Below are 19,438 nucleotides of genomic sequence, written 5' to 3'. Positions count from 1 at the left end.
TATTGTTTCACCCGTCCAGGTGTCGAGTAACAGGTTTCATAAGCCGGCGTCGAACCGTTGCTCGATCTCATTGCGACCCATGCGGTCGAAATCGTCGGGGACGGAAAACTGGCCGGCCATAAAACCGACCCGTCGCGCCTGCAGAGCCGGTTGTTCGATCGGCACGATTCTGGCCAACGGCTTGCCGGCTTTGGCAATAACAAACGACTCGCCTTGGGCTGCACGTCTCACAAGGCGCGACAGATGGGCTTTCGCATCGCGAATGTTTACTGTCTGCGTCAAAGGTTGCTCCTCAAAGTTGGCATCGAACTCACCCCGTCTTGCCGTCGGCCAGGCCGAAGCCGCCGACAGGGTGGGTTTCGACCTGGAATTCGAAGCCGGCGATGAACGGCCGCGCCTTGGCGATCGCCGCCTGGACTTCGGGAAGCTGCAGCGAGGCCTTGTGGCTTTCGGCGTCGGTCCACACTTCGGTGACCCAGATCGCATCGGCATCCGCGGGGTCGCGGGCGATGATGTAGTTCAGGCAACCCGGCAGGGCGCCGGTGCTGGCGCGCAGGAGGTCGATGACCGCGTCACGCTGGCCGCGCGCCGCCCGCATCTTGCCGATCAGTCCGTACATTCCGTTGTCTCCCTTTGAGGTTTTCGACAAGAGCGTGCAGACCGCCAGTATGCCGATAGCCGTTCAAGGCATCAACTGGCCGCCATTCACCTCGATCACCTGGCCGGTGATGTAGCCGCTGAGAAGATCGGAAGAGAGGAACAGATAGGCGCCGACGCAATCCTGCGCCGTGCCGGCGCGTCCCTGCGGAATGGTGGCGACCATGCCCTTCATCTGCTCGTCGGTCGAATAGCGCTCGTGGAACGGGGTGAGAATTGTGCCGGGCGCCACCGCGTTGACGCGGATGCCGAAGCCGATCAGCTCCTTGGCCATGCCGCGCGTCACATTGGAGACGAAGGCCTTGGCCGAGCCGTAGAGCCCGGCGCCGCCGCCGGCACCATTGCGGGCGGCGATCGACGAGGTGTTGACGATGAAGCCGCCCTGTTTCTTCAGCCATGGGATCGCCTTGCGCGAGGCGGTCAGCACCGAACGCGCGTTGAGATCCATGACCGCGTCGTAATGCGCCTCGGTCTGCTCGGCATAGGGCACGCGGCCAAGCATGCCGCCGGCATTGTTGACCAGCCCGTCGAGGCGGCCGAAAAACTTCGCGCTGTCCTCGACAACGCGTTCGACATCGGCGGCAACGGAGAAATCGCCCTGAACGAGAAACACCTCGCCGCCCTTGTCGGCAATCGTCAGGCCGAGCTTCTCGGCGGCGTCTTGACTCGAATTGTAGTGCAGCGCCACCTTGCATTTCTGCGCGGCATAGGCCAGCGCGAGCGCCGCTCCGATGCCGGTCGACGCACCGGTGACCAGCACTGCCTTGCCGGCAAGATCGGGTATGCTGAGTGTGGTGGCTGGCACGGTTCTTCCTCCGGGACGTCTGCCTGTCCTTCGTAGGCCCTTGCCACCCCGGTGTTCAAGCCTTTGAGCAATTCAAGGAAACGTGTGAAACGGTTTCCCGGGAAAAGGAGTAGCGCTTTCCCTTGGGGAATTTGCGCCAAGCAAACCGCTCTACGGGTGCAGATAGGCGTAACCTTGGCCTTGCAGTTCGGCGAGTTTGACGACGCCGCCCTTGTCGGCGGCATGAAACCCGGCGAGCAGGTCGGGGAGCGAAATATCCATGCCTTGCATGGTGTTGGCGCAAGCATGGGATTCCAGCCCCTGCCGCACCAGGCCGGCGAAGCGCCCGGAAATAGCGGCCGATATTCCCTTCGACTTGAAGCTGGCCAAGGCCGGACCATGCACGACCAGCACGATGTCGACATTGCCGCCGGTGCCCTCATAGTGGTTCTTGATGTTGCCGAGCACGAAATTGACCTTGTCGGTGTCGCTCAAGTGGTAGGCGACTTTTTGCCTTGTGGGCTCGGTGGCGGCTGCCTGTGCTGCCCGCAAACCGAGAAGCGTTCCGGTTCCGGCAAGAACCGCGCGGAATATGTCGCGCCGACGCATGGCATCCTCCTTCGCTTGGCGGGCCGCCGCGAATTGCGTGGCTGCGGCCGCAATACTAGCATAAATTGACGTTGCGTCCTGTCGATGCGGAGGAGAGATCACATGGCGTTCAGGGCAGGGGAATGGAAGACAGTCGCCGGCGCCGGGTTTGGCGCGGCGCTGCTTGGCTTGCTTGCCGGACCGGCCTCCGCCGACTATGCGCTGAAGCTCACCGAACTCAGTCCGAACGGCGCTGATGCCTGTTTCGGCCGCGTCTATGATGCGGGGCATCTCAAGGCGCACCCGAAGCAGAAGGTGGCCCGGATCTTCTTCTACTACGGCCATGATCCAGTCAGCCGGCCGAACGAGGAACCGACCGCGAATTCCGACACGTCCTACAATGCTTTCATCGCCACCACCGTGCGCGGCGCCAAGTCGCCGGAATGGGCCGGTGGCTGGTGCAATCATGCGTCCGAGAACGGCAAGACAGGCCCGGTCCATTGCGGCATGGAATGCGACCGGACGCTTGCGTCGCTGAAGGTCGACGACAAGGGCCGGCTGTTCCTCTCGGATCTGCAGCCCGACATCTATCTCGATGCCGGATCGGAAGAGGAGCTTAGCGCAGCGGAATATCACAGGCAGGCGCTCGGCAAGGATGACGACAATTTTCGCCTCGACCCGATCCCAGCGGCGACCTGCAAGGCGGAGTTCGCGCGCATCGATCCGGTCGACCCGGCGCTAGGCCCGCCGCTGCGCGAGCGTCTGAAGCCGGACCAGGCATTCTGCTATGGGCGCGACTATGATGCAGCGCATCTCGGCTCGCACTCCGATCAGCTCACCAAGTCGATCCGGGTTTTCCGCGGCCCGGTCGAACTGGCGTCGTTTGCTTCAGGGGGCGACGCAGCCAACTGGCCTGATGGCGCCGACATTGCCGTTACCGTCACCACACGGCAGAAATCGGCCAAAGTCACGCAGACCTATTCCTGCCAGGCCGAAGCCGACCAGTGGCGCTGCGCGGCCAGTTCGAAGATGAGTGATTTCTCCTGCGACATCGCGCAGAAGGAGATTTTCCTCAAGCGTGGTGCCGATGGCACGATGATGCTGGCCAATCCCAACAGTGCACTCGCGATCGTCGACCTGTGTTCGAAGGCCGCCGACGGCAAGACGAAATCCGACGACAAGGTCTATCGGCTGCAGCCGATGCCGCAATCGGCATGCGCTCCGTAAGCACCCAGCGTTTTCGTCATCCTATGGCGGAGCAAGGAGCGAAGCGACGCGGCGCAGACCATAGGATCCATGCCGTGACATCCGAGCGCTGCTGCGGTGCAGAATTCTGTTCCGCTGCACTCTGAGGCCAAGGTCGCGGCATGGATCCTCGGGTCTCCGCGACGGAGCTTCGCTCCTGCTCCGCCCGTGGATGACGAAGTCGAGGGGCTTTGGCTAATTTTCCAAGGTCGTGACGGGAGACCGCCTCACGCAAACGGCACGGCCGTCGTGCCCTTGGGGAGCTTGGCCTCGTCGTCGGGCTCGACATGGATGGTGACGCGCACCGAGGGGATTTCGGCCTTCAGCGCGTCCTCTATGCGGTCGCAGATGACATGGCTGGCGCCGACCGACATGTCGGCATCGACGACCAGATGAAACTCGATGAAGGTGGCGCGGCCGGCGATGCGCGTCTTGAGGTCGTGCACCTCCAGCGCGCCCTTGCAATTGGCCGAGATGACGTCGCGGATGCGCATGTGTTCCTGGGTGTCGACGGCGCGGTCCATCAGGCCGTTCATCGACGAACCGATGACGTGCCAGCCCTGCCACAGGATGTTCAGCGCCACGAGGACGGCAAGTGCCGGGTCGAGAATCTGCCAGCCGGTCAGGATCGCTCCGACCAGGCCGCCGAAGACGCCGATCGAGGTGACCACGTCGGTCATGATGTGGTTGCCGTCGGCAACCAGCGCCGGTGACTTCTCCGCCCTGCCGGCGCGGATCAACGTCCAGGCCCAGAAGGCGTTGATGACTGTAGCGACGCCGTTGACGGCAAGACCTTCCCAGGGCTGTTCGAGCGGTGCCGGGGTCTGCCAGTGGCGCCAGACCTCGTTGAGGATCAAAAGGGCGGCGAGCACGATCAGCACGCCTTCCAGCACCGCCGAGAAATACTCGGCCTTGTGATGGCCGAAAGGGTGGTCCTGGTCGGCCGGCTTGTGGCTGACCTGGATCGCCCAGAAGGCTGCAACCGAGGCAATGACGTTGACGATCGATTCCAGCGCGTCCGAATAGAGCGCGACGGAGCCGGTGACGTACCAGGCGACGAGTTTCAGGCCGAGCACGATTGCGGCAATGATGATCGACCAGAAGGCAAGATTGGCGACCTTGCGCTTCGCGGCCGCCTTGGCCGCGATCGCCATCGTGTTCTCGGTTTCGGCCATGATTGTCAGGCGGCCTTTTCCTTGGCCTTGCGCGGCAGGTGGGCGACGATGTTCTCGATGATGCGCATGCCGGCATTGTGGCCGAGCGTCATGATCGATTCCGGGTGGAACTGTACCGCGGCGATCGGCTCCTTGCGGTGTTCGAAGGCCATGATGATGCCGTCCTCGGTCTCTGCCGTGACGATGAAATCGTCGGGCAGCCGCACCGGATCGGCAAAGATCGAGTGGTAGCGGCCGACGGTCACTTCCTTGGGCAGGCCCGAGAAGATGATGCCGGGCTTGGAGACCCGGATGCGCGACGGCTTGCCGTGCATCGGTATGTGTAGCTGCCGCAGTTCGCCGCCATAGGCCTCCGCCAATGCCTGCAGGCCAAGGCAGACGCCGAAGATCGGCAGTTCACGGGCGCGCGCCTTCTTGATGGTTGCGGCGCAATCGAAGTCCTTCGGCGTGCCGGGGCCGGGCGACAGCACGACGAGATCGGGTTTCAGCCGGTCGAAGACTTCCTCAGGCACCGGCGAGCGAACGGTCGAGACGTTGGCGCCGGTCTGGCGGAAATAATTGGCCAGCGTGTGGACGAAACTATCCTCGTGGTCGACCAGCAGGATGTTGACGCCGTCGCCGACGCGCGCGGTGGTTCGCTCGGTGCTGGCGGAATTGCCTGTCTTGGCGTCGCGAATGGCGGAGAGCATGGCGGATGCCTTCAGTTCGGTTTCGGCTTCTTCTTCCTCGGGAATGCTGTCGAACAGCAATGTGGCGCCGGCGCGCACTTCGGCAATGCCGTCCTTGATGCGGATGGTGCGAAGGGTGAGACCGGTGTTCATGTCGCCGTTGAAATTGACCATGCCGATCGCGCCGCCATACCAGGCGCGCGGGCTTTTCTCGTTCTGCTCGATGAAGCGCATGGCCCACAATTTCGGCGCGCCGGTCACGGTGACCGCCCAGGCGTGCGACAGGAAGGCGTCGAAAGCATCCATGCCTTCGCGCAGCCGGCCTTCGATGTGGTCGACCGTGTGGATCAGACGCGAATACATTTCGATCTGCCGGCGGCCGATGACGCGCACCGAACCCGGCTCGCAGACCCGCGACTTGTCGTTGCGGTCGACGTCCGAGCACATGGTCAGCTCGGATTCGTCCTTCTTCGAGTTGAGCAGTTTCAGGATCTGCTCGGAGTCCGAAATGGCATCGTCGCCGCGCTTGATGGTGCCCGAGATCGGGCAGGTCTCGACGCGGCGGCCGTTGACGCGCACGAACATTTCGGGCGAGGCGCCGATCAGGTATTCGCCTTCGCCCAGATTAATGAAGAAGGAATAGGGCGAGGGGTTGATGGCCTTCAGCTTGCGCGAAATCTCGGATGGCTGCGTCTCGCAGCGCTCGTAGAACATCTGGCCGGGCACGACCTCGAACAGGTCGCCGCGCTTGAACGAATCCATCGCCTTGCGCACCAGATTGGCGTATTCGCCGGGTTCATGGTCGCCGCGCGGCGGGATGCGGTCGGGGCTCTTGAACGGCTCGGCGATTTCGTCGCGCGGCAGCCCCTCCGTCGAAAACCCATCGCCGGCATAGTCGTAGCGGTCGGTCCAGGCCTTGGCCGAATAGTGGTCGACGACCAGGATCTCGTCGGGCAGGAACAGCACCAGATCGCGCTGGCTCTCTTTGCGCTCGAGAGTGTGTTCGACCGGATCGAACTGGAAGGCGAGGTCGTATCCGAAGGCGCCGTAGAGACCAAGATTGGCGTCTTCCTCGGTCTTGAACAGAGCGGTGATGGCGCGCAGTACGGTGAAGACTGAAGGGACGCGGCTGCGCTCCTCCTCGGTGAAGACACGGCCGGGCTTGGCGACATCGAGGCGGATGAGTGTCTTCGACGTCTCGGCGATGGTGACATCCGCCTGGCTGGCGAGCGCCTTGCCGATGACCGGCAGCAGCGCCTCGCCACGGCGGTTCAGCGCCTCGATGCGCATGGCACGGCCGCGCGCCGAGACGACCAGCGGCGGATCGATGATGGCGGTGTCCCAGCGCGTGTAGCGGCCGGGATATTCATAATTGGAGGAAAACACCGCACCGCGGCGCGAATTCAGGCCGTCGACATAGGCGTCAATCGCACCTGCATAGGGCCGGTCGTGGCGCGCGCGCGTGATGGTTATGCCACCCGCGGTCACGAAACTTTCCGCGCCGTTTTCCAGAACCTTCATCGTCATTGCCGTCTCCATCAGCTTCTTGGGCAACGGACCCGGGAATGGCTTGGAAAAAACAAATGGCCGCCCGGACTTTCCGTTGCGGCCACCCTCTCTTTTCACGCGCACGTGTTCGAACAGGCCGCTGTCAGCAGGCCCACCACCAAATGGTCTTGATCGAACGCATGTTCATGGCGAAATCCATAGCCGCGAAAAACCGGATGCGCAACTGATTTGAAAAGCCTGCGGTGGCTGTCGCTTCTGCGCCTCATGGTGCATCGCCAGAACCGGCTATGGCGCTTAGAATGTTCATCAACAGCAGGAAGACGAGAAAACAATCATGACCGAGCAGATCGAGCGTGCGCGGACGTTCCATTCCCTCCACGTCAAGGGAAACCCGATCGTTCTCTACAACGTCTGGGATCCGGGTTCGGCCAAGATCGTCGAGAAAGCGGGCGCCAAGGCGATCGCCACCGGAAGCTGGCCGGTGGCGGCCGCCTTCGGCTATGCCGATGGCGAGAAAATCCCGCTGGAGCTGGCGCTCGACAACATCAAGCGCATCGTCACTGCCGTCGACCTGCCGGTGACCATGGACCTCGAGGGTGGTTACGGCGTCGACCCGGAAATTGTTGCTCGCACGGTAACGTTGGCACTGTGGGCTGGCGCTGTTGGGTTCAATTTCGAAGACCAGGTTGTCGGTGGCAGCGGCCTGCACGACATCGCTGTTCAGGTAAAACGCATCGAAGCCGCGGCGGCGGCCGTCAAGGCTTCCGGGATACCGGCGTTCATCAACGCTCGAACCGACATCTTCCTCAAGGCGAAACCGGATGCGCATGATGACGCCCTGCTCGACCAGGCCATAGAGCGCGCACAGGCCTTCGAAAAAGCTGGCGCGCACGGCTTCTTTGCGCCGGGTCTTGGCGATGAGGACCTGATCGAGACGCTTTGCAAGGCAATCGCGTTGCCGGTCAATATCATCGCGCTGGCGCATGTGCCGCCGCGTCAGCGACTGGCGGAACTGGGTGTCGCCCGCATCAGCCACGGCCCGGTGCCTTACCGGCAGATGGCCGAATGGCTGGAGGCGAAGGCTAGGCAGGCCATTTCGGGCTAGGCGGTGATGCTGCATGCAACGGGTTTGGGATTGGCCGAAGCCTCGCAACTTCGTCATCCACGGGCGGAGCAGGAGCGAAGCGACGTCGCGGAGACCCGAGGATCCATGCCGCGACCTCAGTTGAAGGGCGCAGCGGAACAGAATTCTGAACGTAGCGACGCTTTGAAGTCGCGGCATGGATTCTAGGGTCTGCGCCGCGTCGCTTCGCTCCTTGCTTCGCCCTAGAATGACGAAGCTATGGAGTGCTTCGGCAAACTACGAGGCAAAGCTTTCTCAATCTTCCAGCGTCCCCGACCGGGCGTCGGTGCTCTTCCTGTCGCCGACCAGCTTCAAGAGATCCTCGCCGGCGCGGATGATGCGGCGAGAGCGGCGGGTCAGGATGATGCCATCCTGCGGCGCAAACACTTCGGTGCGGCCATCGGTTTCACCCGGTGCATGGACGATGGTGGCTAGGCGCGCGCCCTTGGCGACGCGGTCGCCGGGTTTCACGTCGTAGAGCACGGCACCGGCCCGTGGCGCCGGCATCATGTCGATGTTTTCCAATGGCGCCACGAAGCCGGTGAAAGGACCCGGCGCGGGCAGGGCGCTATCGGCGATCACGCCGCGCGCCACCAGCAGCCGGTAGAGGCCGTCGGCGTCGGCGTCGGCCAAGGCACCGTCGACATCGAGGATGCCGCGATATTCGACGGTGGTGGCGACGCGACGGTCGAGCTTGGCCATATCGGCGGGGACGTTCTGGTAGGGCATGATCGAGGCGCCCTCGAAGGTGCCGTCGGTGTCCTCGCTCCACAGCACGACCGCGTCGACGCCCATGGCGGCGGCGCAATCGGCCATGGCCGGCCACAGGCTGGTGTGGACGTAGAGATAGGCGAGGCCCTCGTCATCGCAGTGCAGGTCGAGCACGATGTCATGGCCGAACGACAGCTGCACCAGCCGCGTCTTCAGCCGCTGGTCGACGCTGCCAAGGGTGGTGTCTGGCAAGAGGGCTGTGTCGGGCGCGGCGAGCAGCGGAAAGCCGCGGTTGAAATTGGTGCGCGTGCCCAGATGGAAGCGGCCCTGATGCTCGCCGAAATGATATTGCGCCCGGCCGACAGGGTTGGCCCAGGGCACGACGGTGAGGTTGCCCTTGATGCGGCCTTCGGCCTTCGCCCTGGCAAGCATCGGCATCAGCGCGTCGATGGCAACGACGCCCGGCAACTCACCGGCATGGAGCGCCGCCTGCAGATAGGCCGAAGGAGCAGCCTTGTCGGAACCAGTGAAGCGGAACAGCGGGAATTCGTAGGAAACCCCTTCGCTTTCGCCGGCGATGCGCTCGATCGATTTCTGCATGACTTCCTCCATCAAGACCAGAAGACATGCGATTTGAAGGCGCCTATGTCGATTGGTCCAGCCCGCCGCGCTATGGGCGCAAGACTATTCAGCCGGGAGCGGGATGACCGGCGCGCGCCGGCCCAGCGCCTGTGACAGCACGGCGACGGTGACCGCCAACAAAGCGAGTGCTGCGCCGACCAGCGGCAAATTGGCATAGGAAACACCGGCGGACAGGGCCACGCCGCCGATCCAGGCGCCGCTGGCATTGCCGACATTGAAGGCGCCCTGGTTCAGCGTGGCGGCGAGGTTCGGCCCCTCGGAAGCGGCCTCGACGACCCGGATTTGCAGCGGCGGGACAACGACGAAGATCAGCAGACCCCACAAGAAGACGATGCCGACGGCAACGCTGGCGATTGCGCCGAACTGCCTGAAGCCAACGAAAAGCAAGGCCATCAGCAATAGGGTGCCGATCACTGTCGGCATCAGTTTCCAGTCGGCCAGTCTGCCGCCGATAATGTTGCCGATGGTCATGCCCGCGCCGAACAGCAGCAGAACCCACGTGACTGCGGAGGTCGACAAGCCCGATACCTCGGTGAGGTAGGGCTTGATGTAGGTGAAGACGGTGAACAGGCTTGCGGAAGTCAGCGCCGCGATCAGCATGGCCAGCCAGACCTGCAGCTTGCCCAGCACGCGTAGCTCGCCGCGCAGGCCGCCACCGCTTGGCTGGGCGACATCGGACGGCACCAGCCAGGCGATCGCTGCCACCGAGATCAGGCCGATACCGACCACGGCAACGAAGGTGGAGCGCCAGCCGAACGCTTCGCCAAGTGCGGTTCCGGCGGGAACACCCAGGATGTTGGAGAGCGTCAGCCCGGCGAACATCAGCGCGATGGCGCTGGCCCGTTTGTTGCGCGGCACCAGGCTGGCGGCAACGACCGAGCCGATGCCGAAGAAGGCGCCATGGCCGAAAGCGGTGAAAACGCGCGCCGCCATTAGCGTCCAGTAGTTGGGCGAGATGGCGCAAAACAGATTGCCGACGACGAACAGCACGGCCAGCCCGACCAGCACCGGCTTGCGCGGCAAATGCGCGGTGGCCATCGCGACGATCGGGGCGCCGAAGACGACGCCCAGCGCATACCCTGTGACCAGCAGGCCAGCAGATGGGATCGACACGCCGAGGTCGGCGGCGACTTCGGGCAGCAAGCCCATGATGACGAATTCGGTGGTGCCGATGCAGAAGGACGCAATGGCAAGCGCAAGGATCGGCAAGGGCATGGTGCGTCCAGACTGAATCGGTTCAATTTCGACACTGCGCGAAGGACGCCACCGTGCGCAAGCTGCATTGCTGCATTGCAGCGATGCAGAAAAGGAAGAGCTTTGAAATGGATCGCCAACAGGCTGTCAGGCCAGCGGCTTCAGCTCCTGGGCAATGGTGGGCAGCAGTTCCGAGACATTCGGGTGGATGTGGACGGCACGCGCCAGCGTGTCGACGGGCGCCTTGGCGTACATCAGGTCGAGCACGCAATGGATAGCCTCGTCGCCGCCGGGGCCGAGCACCGAGCAGCCGAGGATCTGCCTGGTGTCGGCATCGACCAGGATCTTCATGAAGCCCTGCGTCTCGCCCTTTTCGATAGCGCGGCCGACGCGGGTCATCGGCCGCTGGCCGACCAGTGCGCGACGGCCGGATTTCTTCACCGCGGCCTCGGTCATGCCGCAGCGGCCAAGCGGCGGGTCGATGTAGAGCGCATAGGCCTCGATACGGTCGCTGACCTTGCGCGGATCGTTGTCGAGCAAATTGGCGGCCACGATCTCGTAGTCATTGTAGGAGGTGTGGGTGAAGGCGCCCCTGCCGTTGCAGTCGCCCATTGCCCAGATGCCGGGCACGCTGCTGCGCAACTGGTCGTCGACAGAGACGAAACCGCGCTTGTCGACCTCGACGCCGGCCTTTTCCAGGCCGAGGTCGTCGGTGTTGGGCGTCCGCCCCAGAGCCAGCAGCACGTGCGAGCCGACCGCCGGCGGTTTGCCGGCCGAGAAGGTCACGGAAATGTCCTGGCCTTGTCTGGCAAAGCCGATGTCGTCGGCGCCGAGATGGACCGTAATGCCTTCGTTTTCGAGGATCGACAGGATGGCGGCGGAGACATCCTCGTCCTCGCGGCCGGTCAGGCGGGGGCTCTTCTCGATGACGGTGATTTCGCTACCGAAGCGGCGGAACATCTGTGCGAATTCGAGCGAGATGTAGCTGCCGCCGACGACGATGAGATGGCGCGGCAGCACGTCGAGATTCATCATCGAGGAATTGGTCAGATAGTCGATGTCGTGGATGCCGGGCAGGTCTGGGACCGAGGCGCGGCCGCCGGTGTTCAGGAAGATCTTTTCGGCGGTCAGCAGATCGTCGCCGACGCGCACCGTGTTGGCGGATTCGAAACGCGCATGGCCGCGATAGAGCGTGCAGCCCTTCATGCCGGCAATCCAGGTCTCGAGATTGGTGCGAGCGTCGATCGTCACCTTGTCCTTGCGCGCCTTGATCCTGGCATAGTCGACGCCGACGGGGCCACTGAGCGTCACGCCGTAGTCGGCGGCGCGGCGCGCCAGATGCGCGGCATAGGCGCTGGCGACCATGGTCTTGGTCGGCATGCAGCCGGTGTTGACGCAAGTGCCGCCGACCAGCTTGCGCTCGATCAGCGCCACGCTCCTGCCGGCGGCCGTCAGCCGGCCGGCCAGCGGAGGGCCAGCCTGTCCGGCACCGATGATGATGGCGTCGAAGGTTTTCGTCGTCATGCCACCGCAGCCACGATCAGCAGACCGCCGATGATCGCCACCGCGTCCTCGATGAAGGCGGCGGGCGGATCCTTGCCGAAGACGGCTGCGAGCCGGCCGCGAGCTTCAGCGCCGCCCAGCGTGCCGATGACAGCGCCGATGGCGCCGGCAATCAAGCCGCCGATGGTGGCGCCGCCTGTCGCTCCGATCACCGCGCCGGTGAAGGCGCCCATGACGATGCGGGCGCCGAATTGCTGCGGCACTTTACGGCTCGGCGTCGACGGCAACTGGTCGGTGACCAGTTCGACGATGGCCAGGATGGTGAAGATGCCGACAGCCGCCCAGTGACTCATGAAGCTCGCCCAGGTGCCGGCAACCGGCAGCCAGCCGAGATAAGCGCCCCAGGCAACGGCAGCCGGCGCCGTCATGGCGCGAAGACCGGCAATGACGCCGATCAGAAGTGCGAGAATGTAGAGCATGGTCGATCCCCCTCGATCACCGGGCCAAGACGGCCTTGAGACACAGGCTACCATAGGTCCAATATTTGGCCAGTACTTGCATCGGCGCTTTTCTGTTGGCCGCACTTGTGCTTTGCAAGGACGTGAACTGGAGACGCGTCATGGTCGAAAGCGAGCGCGTGAAGATGGCGGCCGGCGAATGGTACACCTGCCTCGATGATGAGCTGGAGTCCTTGCGTGTTGTCGCGCGTGACGCGGTGTTCGAGCACAATTGCCTGCCGCCGCGGCAGCGCGGCAATCTCGGGCCGGGCTTGAAAACTTTGCTCGGCAACGCCGGTGAGGGCGCCCGCATCGAGGCGCCGTTCCACTGCGCCTATGGCTTCAACATCTTTCTCGGCGACGGCGTCTTTCTCAATGCCGGCTGCACCATCCTCGACACAGCGAGTGTGCGCATCGGCAAGGGAACGCTGCTCGGTCCCAATGTGCAGATCTATTGCGCCGAGCATCACAAGGAGGCCAGTGGGCGGCAGGCCGGACTGGAGATCGCCCGACCCGTCGAGATCGGCGCCAATGCCTGGATCGGCGGCTCAGCCGTCATCCTTGGCGGCGTCAGCATTGGTGAAGGTGCCATCGTCGGTGCGGGGGCGGTGGTGACGCGTGACGTGGCTGCGAACACCACGGTGCTCGGCAATCCGGCGCGGGCGATCAAGCGAGGCTGAACAGGTCAGGACGATAGGACGTACGTCATGCGTTCGTCCTGATCGGTCCTTCTGGAGAATTCCCGCCGGTATTGCGCCGGCGATGTCTTGAGCCGTGCCGAAAAATGCTGGCGCAGCGAGGTGGCGCTGCCGAAGCCGGCTTCGAAGGCCACTATGTCCATGGATTTCTCCGTCGCTTCCAGCAAACGCTGCGCCAGTTCGATCCGCTGGCTGGTCAGCCAATCGCCAAAGCTGGCGCCGATCGATTTCTGAAAGCGACGGGTAAAGGTGCGGCGGGTCAGGCCAGCGGCCTCGGCGACGCTGTCGAGGCTATGCGTCTCGCCAAGCGTCGCACGAACCGAGTCCAGGGCCTGGGTGAAGCGGTCGGCGTCGGCGCTTCTTGCCACCGGATGCTCGATGAATTGCGCCTGCCCGCCCTGCCGATGCGGAGAAAGAACGATCTGGCGGGCGAGCCGCAATGCCGCTTCCGCGCCGTAGCGGGCGCGCACGATGTGGAGACAGCAGTCGAGGCCGGCGGCGACGCCGGCCGAGGTCACGATGTTGCCATTGTCGACATAGAGCACCGAAGCGTCGACGGCGACGTCGGGATGGAGTTTCTGCAACTGTTCGGAATAGGCCCAGTGCGTCGCGGCACGACGGCCCGAAAGCAGCCCGGCCGCGGCAATGGCGAAGGTTCCGAGGCACAGGCCGACGATCAAGGCGCCGCGTTGGTGCGCCCGGCGCAACGCCTCCATCAGCGGCGGCGATGCCGGCTCGCCGAGATGATGCCAGCTTGGAATGATGACGATATCGGCGCCGTCGAGCCCTTCGAGCCCATGCGGCGCGGCAATTGTCAGTCCGGCCTCGGTGTGGATCGGGCCGGGCTTGACCGCGCAGATGCGGAAGTCGAAGCGCGGCAGGCCAAGCGCCGTCCTGTCCTCTGCGAAGACCAGGCACGGTACGGAAAGATGGAACGGGCTGATGCCGTCGAAGGCGAGTACGGCAATGATCGGGTCGGTCATGGGTGCTTCCGGCAGTTGAATGCGATTGTCCCAATTCTTTCGAATGATGTCAATTGGGCCACTTCCGACTGTCGGGGAGTCCGCCTATTTTCGGTCCATCGCATTCGAGCCGGAAAGGAAAACACCATGTCTGACCCAGCCAACACCACGCCGCGCCGGGCGCTGATCGTCGTCGATGTGCAGAACGACTATGATGGCGGCAATCTGGCCATCCAGCATCCGCCATTCCGCGACAGCGTCGTCCATGTGGCGCAGGCGATGGATGCGGCGGCGGCCGCCGGCATCAAGGTGGTGGTCGTCAAGCAGATGGCGCCGCAGACATCGCCGATCTTTGCCAGGGGAAGCCATGGCGGCGAACTGCATCCCGAAATCGCCAGGCGTGAGCGCGACCATTATGTCGAAAAGAGCCTGCCATCCGCCTTCACCGGCACTGATCTGGAAGACTGGCTGCGCGCCAATGCCATCGATACGATCACGGTGGTCGGCTACATGACGCACAATTGCGACCTGTCGACCATCATCCACGCCGTGCATATGGGCTTTGCCGTCGAGTTCCTGTCGGATGCGACGGGCTCGGTGCCTTACGCCAACAGCGCCGGCTACGCCTCGGCCGAGGAGATCCACCGCGTGGTCACGATCATCCTGCAGTCGCGCTTTGCCGCCGTGCTCAAGACCGCGGAATGGGTCGAGTGCCTGCAGACCGGCGCGCTGCCGGAGCGCGACACGATCTTCGGCTCCAACCAGCGGGCGCTGTCGCGCAGCGCTGCTTAGGGCTATCCGAAAACAGAAGGGCGCCGCATCGCTGCGGCGCCCTTTGCGGTTTGAACTGAAGGATTTTAGAACAGGCCTTCGATCTGGCCCATCTCGTTGAGGAAGATCTTTTCCGAGGACGGCGCCTTGGGCAGGCCGGGCATGGTCATGACCTCGCCGCAGATGATGACGACGAAGCCGGCACCGGCCGACAGCCTGACCTCGCGCACCGGCACCGTGTGGCCGGTCGGCGCGCCGCGCAGGTTCGGGTCGGTCGAGAACGAGTACTGCGTCTTGGCCATGCACACCGGCAAGTGGCCGTATCCGGCGTCTTCCCAGGCCTTGAGCTGGTCGCGCACCGACTTGTCGGCGATCGCTTCCGAGCCGCGATAGATGCGCTGGACGATGGTGTTGATCTTCTCGAACAGCGGCATGGCATCGGGATAGAGCGGCGCGAACTGCGAAGCACCGGATTCGGCCAGTGCCACCACCTTGTTGGCGAGATCCTCGATGCCGGCCGAGCCGTGCGCCCAGTGCTTGCACAGGATCGCCTCTTCGCCCATCGAGGCGACATAGTCCTTCATCGCCTGGATCTCGGCGTCGGTGTCGGAGTAGAAGTGGTTGATGGCAACCACCGCCGGCACGCCGAACTGGCGGATGTTCTCGATGTGGCGGCCGAGATTGGCGCAGCCCTTCTTCACCGCTTCGACGTTTTCCTTGCCGAGGTCTTCCTTCTTGACGCCGCCATTCATTTTCATGGCGCGCACGGTGGCGACAATGACGGCCGCCGCCGGCTTGAGGCCCGCCTTGCGGCACTTGATGTCGAAGAACTTTTCAGCACCGAGGTCAGCGCCGAAGCCGGCTTCGGTGACGACGTAGTCGGCGAGCTTGAGCGCCGTCGTGGTGGCGACGACCGAGTTGCAGCCATGCGCGATGTTGGCGAACGGGCCGCCATGCACGAAGGCCGGGTTGTTCTCCAGCGTCTGCACCAGGTTCGGCTGCATGGCGTCCTTCAACAGCACGGCCATGGCGCCGTCGGCCTTGAGGTCGCGGGCATAGACCGGCGACTTGTCGCGGCGATAGGCGACGATGATGTCGCCGAGGCGCTTTTCGAGGTCCTTCAGGTCGGTCGACAGGCACAGGATGGCCATGACTTCCGAGGCGACGGTGATATCGAAACCGCCCTCGCGCGGGAATCCGTTGGCGACGCCGCCGAGCGAGCAGATGATTTCGCGCAGCGCGCGGTCGTTCATGTCCATGACGCGGCGCCAGACGACGCGGCGGGTGTCGATGCCGAGCTCATTGCCCCAGTAGATGTGGTTGTCGATCAGCGCCGAAAGCAGGTTGTGCGCCGTGGTGATGGCATGGAAGTCGCCGGTGAAGTGGAGGTTCATGTCCTCCATCGGCACGACTTGCGCATAGCCGCCGCCGGCGGCACCGCCCTTGACGCCGAAGTTCGGGCCCAGCGAGGCCTCGCGGATGCAGATGATCGCCTTCTTGCCGATGCGGTTCAGGCCGTCGCCGAGACCGACCGTGGTCGTGGTCTTGCCTTCGCCGGCCGGCGTCGGGTTGATGGCGGTGACGAGGATCAGCTTGCCGTCCTTGTTGCCCTTCACCGATTTGATGAATTCAGCTGAGATCTTGGCCTTGTCGTGGCCATAGGGCAGCAAATGTTCGGTCGGGATACCGATCTTCTGGCCGATCTCCTGGATCTGCTTTTTCCTGGCGCCGCGCGCGATCTCGATGTCGGACTTCACTTCGGCCATGACGGCTTTCCTCTGGATTGGACGATGGAGGGGACGGGTTGATCTTACTCGCAGGCAGGTGGACCCGGGCGCGGGCATGTTCTAACCCTGTCGCTGCCGCGGCGTCAACTTTCATGCAACTATGTTTCCTATAGAGAAAATTCCTCTGCGGACCGGCCGACCTGTCATCGGTTCTTCCTGGCTCCGTTGCCGCGCCGTATAGAAGCCAGAGGACACGCCGCGCCGCCGTCTCAAAACAGCCGCACAATGCACGGAATGCGACAGAGGCGACGGCGCAAATTCGCCATCGCTTGGTCCCTAATGGAACAGCGCTACTGCGTCAGAACGTTGCTGATTTCGACCATGTTGGAGCGCACCCTGAGCACATAGAAGCCCATCGTCGTCAGATGCGTCGGCAACAGCCAGCCATCCTCGCGGCCATTGGCGATGATGAAAGGCTGGATCTTCAGCGCCGAAACGAACTGCGAGTCCATCGTGTCCCACAGGTTCTGCAGATGCTTTTCCTTGATGACGTCCTCGAAGTCGGCCTGGGCGCCCTTCATCAGGCCGTAATAGCCGTAGAGCTGGCCATAGGCGAACCAGTAGCGGTCGTCGGCGCGGAAGTCGAACCAGCCATTGTTGTGGTTCTCGGCGCGTTCCTTGAGGATCGCCGAGGTCGAGCCGATGTCGGACGAGATGCGGTCGATATACTGTTTCAGATTGTCGGCGCGGGCGTCGAATGTCGCCTGGCAGGTGGCAAGGCGAGCGTTGAAGGAACGCAGCATGCGCACGGCGTCGCGATAGTAGCTCGGTGTCGGCGTCTTGGGGCCAAACGGGTTCAGGCCGAAATACCAGGTCTCCTCGTCGAACTGCAGGTTGCCGCGGGCATTCTGCAGATCGCTGTCGATCTGCGAGGTGGTGCGGACGCGGCCGAGATTGTCAGCGAGTTCGGTCGCGGTGCGCCGCACCGCCTGGTTGATGCCGCGCTGGAAGGAGGCCTTGTTGTCCATCCACGGCGTGTTGTCCCAGTCGATGCCGAACAGGCCAAGCTTGTAGAGGATCATCGACGAGATCCAGGCATTCTGGTTGACGTTGAAGTCGGTCAGGTCGGCGGCGATCTGGGCAATGCCGGAGTTGCCGCAGGTCTTGGCCGTGTCGGTGCCGGCGCCGGCGGCGACCTGTTCGCCGGCGGAGACATTGCGCTTCTCGAACGTGTAGGTGTCGGGATAGTTCGGGTTGAAATTGTTCCACCACTGGGTGGCGTAGAAGAAATTGGCGTAGAGGCCGATCAGCACCAGCAGGGCAAGGCCGACCGCCGCCTTGAGGATCCAGCCGCGCTGCGTGTACCAGCGCCCGGCCCATAGGAAGGGCCACAGGATCACGCCGATTAACAGGCCGATGCCGCGGCCAATCCACTGGAAAATGCGGGTGAAGAAATTCACGATCGGATCGAGCATGGCTGTGTCCCCCTCAAAGCATGACGCCAAAAAGTTGCAGGCTTTTTGGATAACATCATGCGCCAAAACAAGAAGTTAGAACGACATAACGATTCATTTCGTTCTAGTCAGTCAGGCCGTAGAGGCGTGTGCGAAACGCCACCTTGTCTTTCAAATATGTGGTTTTGAGAAGGTCCACAACATGCGATCGCCACGCGTCGCTGAAGCCGCCATAGTCCTCATAAAAGCCGTCCTTGTTGAAGATGTAGCGCGAGACGAAGTCCGACGGTACGAAATCCGAGATCAGCCGGTTGGTCAGCCAGGCGTCGGGGTGGTCAGGCTTGGCGCGGATGACAAGGAAACGTTGCTGCGGGAAGACATCCTCGATCTTGAGGTGGCCGAGCTGGGCGATCTCGCGCTTGGCGGCGTTGAGGAACGGAAAATTGCCGTCTCTGGTGATCAGGTCGGCATGGCTCTGGATCCAGGTCTGCAGCCAGACCTTGTCGACATCGGTCAAATTGCGGTTCGGCTCGGCATCGCGGATCAGCGCGCGCACCACCATCTCGGCGCGGTGCTCGAGATAGCCCGAGGTCTCCACCCAGGAGGCACGCGGCAGCTCGATGCGGCCGGTGGTGGCGAGGAACTTGAACACCTTGTCGGCGTCGTTGATCGAGAGGTAGCTGACCTGCCACGGCCGCGAACGGCGGAAGCCGGGCGCGGCCGGATCGCCGATCACTGTCGTCATGTCAGGGTCGACGAAGACGTAGAGGCCGCCGAAATGGCTGGTCCAGTAGGCGTTGTGGCGAAAGATCACCTGGTCCGGCACCAGCGCGTTCTCGCGGATGTCGCCGCAGATCTTGGCGAGCTCCACCATGCGGGTCAGCATGGCGTTGTCGCGCCAGGCGTCGGGCTCCTGCTTCAGCCGGTCGACGAGCTTGCCGAGTTCGGCGGCCTTGCCCAGCACATCCTCGGCCGACAGCACCTTGAACTCGACCTGGCTGATCGACAGCAGATCCTCGATGTCGTTGACCTTGGGAACGGAATCCTCGATCTCGCCGTAGATGACGTCCTTGATCGTCAGCGCATCGATGGCGCGCCGGTTCCTGGACATGAACTCGAACATCAGTTGCGAGGTGTTGGAGAAGGCGGTGTGCACCACCGGCAGGTCGATCTGCGACGGCGTCAGGATGATGAAACGGCGGTTGACCTCGTTGGGATCGAGATAGTCATAATCATCGCATTCCTCGGCCACTTCAGGCGAGAAGCCGGTGCGGTCGATCTGGAAGCTCTTCAGCTTGGTCGGCTTCAAGCCGAACGCGGCGAGCGCTTTGTTGTAGCGCTGGATCAGATGCGGCTCGTCGACCGTCAGCAACCGGCCGTAGATCAGCTCATTGTCGCGCAGAAGATCGGGCTTCTTGGTGGTCATGTGGAAGGCTCCGAGGAGCTTTGCTTAGAGGGACGAAGCGCCAACGCTGACGCCCCCCTCTCCCCGTTCTTCACGGGGAGAGGGTAAGGGTGAGGGGCGGCGCG

The 19,438-nt window shown here is 63.3% G+C and carries 18 protein-coding genes; 4 read left to right on the top strand and 14 right to left on the bottom strand.

All coding sequences use genetic code 11. From position 1 onward, the window contains the following. Nucleotides 1–36 precede the first annotated feature (36 nt). The 4 genes from NKJ37_RS10875 to NKJ37_RS10860 all read right to left on the bottom strand — a co-directional run bounded on the left by NKJ37_RS10875 (nucleotide 37) and on the right by NKJ37_RS10860 (nucleotide 2,050). Nucleotides 37–282 (bottom strand): type II toxin-antitoxin system Phd/YefM family antitoxin, encoded by a 246-nt coding sequence (locus tag NKJ37_RS10875; RefSeq protein WP_023809887.1) that lies wholly within the window; start codon nucleotides 280–282, stop codon nucleotides 37–39. Nucleotides 283–310: 28 nt separating this feature from the next. Then, entirely contained in the window at nucleotides 311–619 is a 309-nt protein-coding gene (locus NKJ37_RS10870; protein WP_127290228.1) for a putative quinol monooxygenase, read from the bottom strand. 63 nt (nucleotides 620–682) lie between these two features. Beyond that, nucleotides 683–1,462: an SDR family NAD(P)-dependent oxidoreductase gene (locus NKJ37_RS10865; protein ID WP_352773816.1), complete on the bottom strand. Its 780-nt coding sequence runs from the start codon at nucleotides 1,460–1,462 to the stop codon at nucleotides 683–685. A gap of 150 nt (nucleotides 1,463–1,612) precedes the next feature. Further along, nucleotides 1,613–2,050 carry a DsrE family protein gene (locus tag NKJ37_RS10860; RefSeq protein ID WP_352553374.1) on the bottom strand — a complete coding sequence of 146 codons (438 nt, stop codon included), beginning with the start codon at nucleotides 2,048–2,050 and terminating at the stop codon, nucleotides 1,613–1,615. 102 nt (nucleotides 2,051–2,152) lie between these two features. Here NKJ37_RS10860 and NKJ37_RS10855 point away from each other — a divergent pair, with 102 nt between their 5' ends. Then, entirely contained in the window at nucleotides 2,153–3,256 is a 1,104-nt protein-coding gene (locus tag NKJ37_RS10855; protein WP_352553376.1) for a hypothetical protein, read from the top strand. 245 nt (nucleotides 3,257–3,501) lie between these two features. On the opposite strand, the gene NKJ37_RS10850 is transcribed toward NKJ37_RS10855, so the two are convergent. Both NKJ37_RS10850 and NKJ37_RS10845 read right to left on the bottom strand, forming a co-directional pair. After that, entirely contained in the window at nucleotides 3,502–4,449 is a 948-nt protein-coding gene (locus tag NKJ37_RS10850; RefSeq protein ID WP_352759541.1) for a cation diffusion facilitator family transporter, read from the bottom strand. Between the two features lie 5 nt (nucleotides 4,450–4,454). Continuing rightward, nucleotides 4,455–6,644 carry an anthranilate synthase gene (locus NKJ37_RS10845; RefSeq protein ID WP_292559717.1) on the bottom strand — a complete coding sequence of 730 codons (2,190 nt, stop codon included), beginning with the start codon at nucleotides 6,642–6,644 and terminating at the stop codon, nucleotides 4,455–4,457. A 316-nt stretch (nucleotides 6,645–6,960) separates the two neighbouring features. Between NKJ37_RS10845 and NKJ37_RS10840 the strand changes: the two genes are divergently transcribed. Next, complete coding sequence (locus NKJ37_RS10840) at nucleotides 6,961–7,731, top strand: isocitrate lyase/PEP mutase family protein (RefSeq protein ID WP_352773815.1); 771 nt, start codon at nucleotides 6,961–6,963, stop codon at nucleotides 7,729–7,731. 273 nt (nucleotides 7,732–8,004) lie between these two features. On the opposite strand, the gene NKJ37_RS10835 is transcribed toward NKJ37_RS10840, so the two are convergent. From NKJ37_RS10835 to NKJ37_RS10820, 4 genes are all read right to left on the bottom strand, one after another. Then, nucleotides 8,005–9,060, bottom strand: coding sequence for a succinylglutamate desuccinylase/aspartoacylase family protein (locus NKJ37_RS10835; RefSeq protein ID WP_352773814.1), 1,056 nt, complete (start codon nucleotides 9,058–9,060; stop codon nucleotides 8,005–8,007). 84 nt (nucleotides 9,061–9,144) lie between these two features. After that, nucleotides 9,145–10,317: an MFS transporter gene (locus NKJ37_RS10830; RefSeq protein ID WP_352773813.1), complete on the bottom strand. Its 1,173-nt coding sequence runs from the start codon at nucleotides 10,315–10,317 to the stop codon at nucleotides 9,145–9,147. A gap of 126 nt (nucleotides 10,318–10,443) precedes the next feature. Further along, entirely contained in the window at nucleotides 10,444–11,820 is a 1,377-nt protein-coding gene (locus tag NKJ37_RS10825) for an FAD-containing oxidoreductase (RefSeq protein ID WP_352773812.1), read from the bottom strand. Next, nucleotides 11,817–12,278, bottom strand: coding sequence for a DUF4126 domain-containing protein (locus tag NKJ37_RS10820; protein WP_352773811.1), 462 nt, complete (start codon nucleotides 12,276–12,278; stop codon nucleotides 11,817–11,819). The genes NKJ37_RS10825 and NKJ37_RS10820 overlap by 4 nt, the downstream gene beginning before the upstream one ends. Nucleotides 12,279–12,418: 140 nt before the next feature. Between NKJ37_RS10820 and NKJ37_RS10815 the strand changes: the two genes are divergently transcribed. Next, nucleotides 12,419–12,976, top strand: a complete 558-nt coding sequence (locus NKJ37_RS10815; RefSeq protein ID WP_352610505.1) for a sugar O-acetyltransferase — start codon at nucleotides 12,419–12,421, stop codon at nucleotides 12,974–12,976. A gap of 5 nt (nucleotides 12,977–12,981) precedes the next feature. Here the strand turns inward: NKJ37_RS10815 and NKJ37_RS10810 are convergent, their stop codons facing one another. Then, complete coding sequence (locus NKJ37_RS10810) at nucleotides 12,982–13,977, bottom strand: GlxA family transcriptional regulator (RefSeq protein ID WP_352721673.1); 996 nt, start codon at nucleotides 13,975–13,977, stop codon at nucleotides 12,982–12,984. Between the two features lie 126 nt (nucleotides 13,978–14,103). Between NKJ37_RS10810 and NKJ37_RS10805 the strand changes: the two genes are divergently transcribed. Beyond that, the gene (locus NKJ37_RS10805) at nucleotides 14,104–14,748 is read left to right on the top strand and encodes a cysteine hydrolase family protein (protein WP_352773810.1); all 645 of its coding nucleotides are present in this window, start codon (nucleotides 14,104–14,106) and stop codon (nucleotides 14,746–14,748) included. Nucleotides 14,749–14,813: 65 nt separating this feature from the next. On the opposite strand, the gene NKJ37_RS10800 is transcribed toward NKJ37_RS10805, so the two are convergent. The 3 genes from NKJ37_RS10800 to NKJ37_RS10790 all read right to left on the bottom strand — a co-directional run bounded on the left by NKJ37_RS10800 (nucleotide 14,814) and on the right by NKJ37_RS10790 (nucleotide 19,334). After that, entirely contained in the window at nucleotides 14,814–16,493 is a 1,680-nt protein-coding gene (locus NKJ37_RS10800) for a formate--tetrahydrofolate ligase (protein ID WP_023809872.1), read from the bottom strand. A 311-nt stretch (nucleotides 16,494–16,804) separates the two neighbouring features. Next, nucleotides 16,805–17,929: a DUF2333 family protein gene (locus NKJ37_RS10795; RefSeq protein ID WP_352674722.1), complete on the bottom strand. Its 1,125-nt coding sequence runs from the start codon at nucleotides 17,927–17,929 to the stop codon at nucleotides 16,805–16,807. A gap of 103 nt (nucleotides 17,930–18,032) precedes the next feature. Then, on the bottom strand, nucleotides 18,033–19,334 hold the full coding sequence (locus NKJ37_RS10790) for a DUF6638 family protein (RefSeq protein WP_352773809.1): 1,302 nt from the start codon (nucleotides 19,332–19,334) through the stop codon (nucleotides 18,033–18,035). Between the last annotated feature and the right edge of the window lie 104 nt (nucleotides 19,335–19,438).

Source organism: Mesorhizobium sp. M0140 (genome assembly GCF_040322475.1).
In the GTDB taxonomy this organism is placed as follows: domain Bacteria; phylum Pseudomonadota; class Alphaproteobacteria; order Rhizobiales; family Rhizobiaceae; genus Mesorhizobium.
This window is presented reverse-complemented; position numbering and strand designations above follow the sequence as displayed.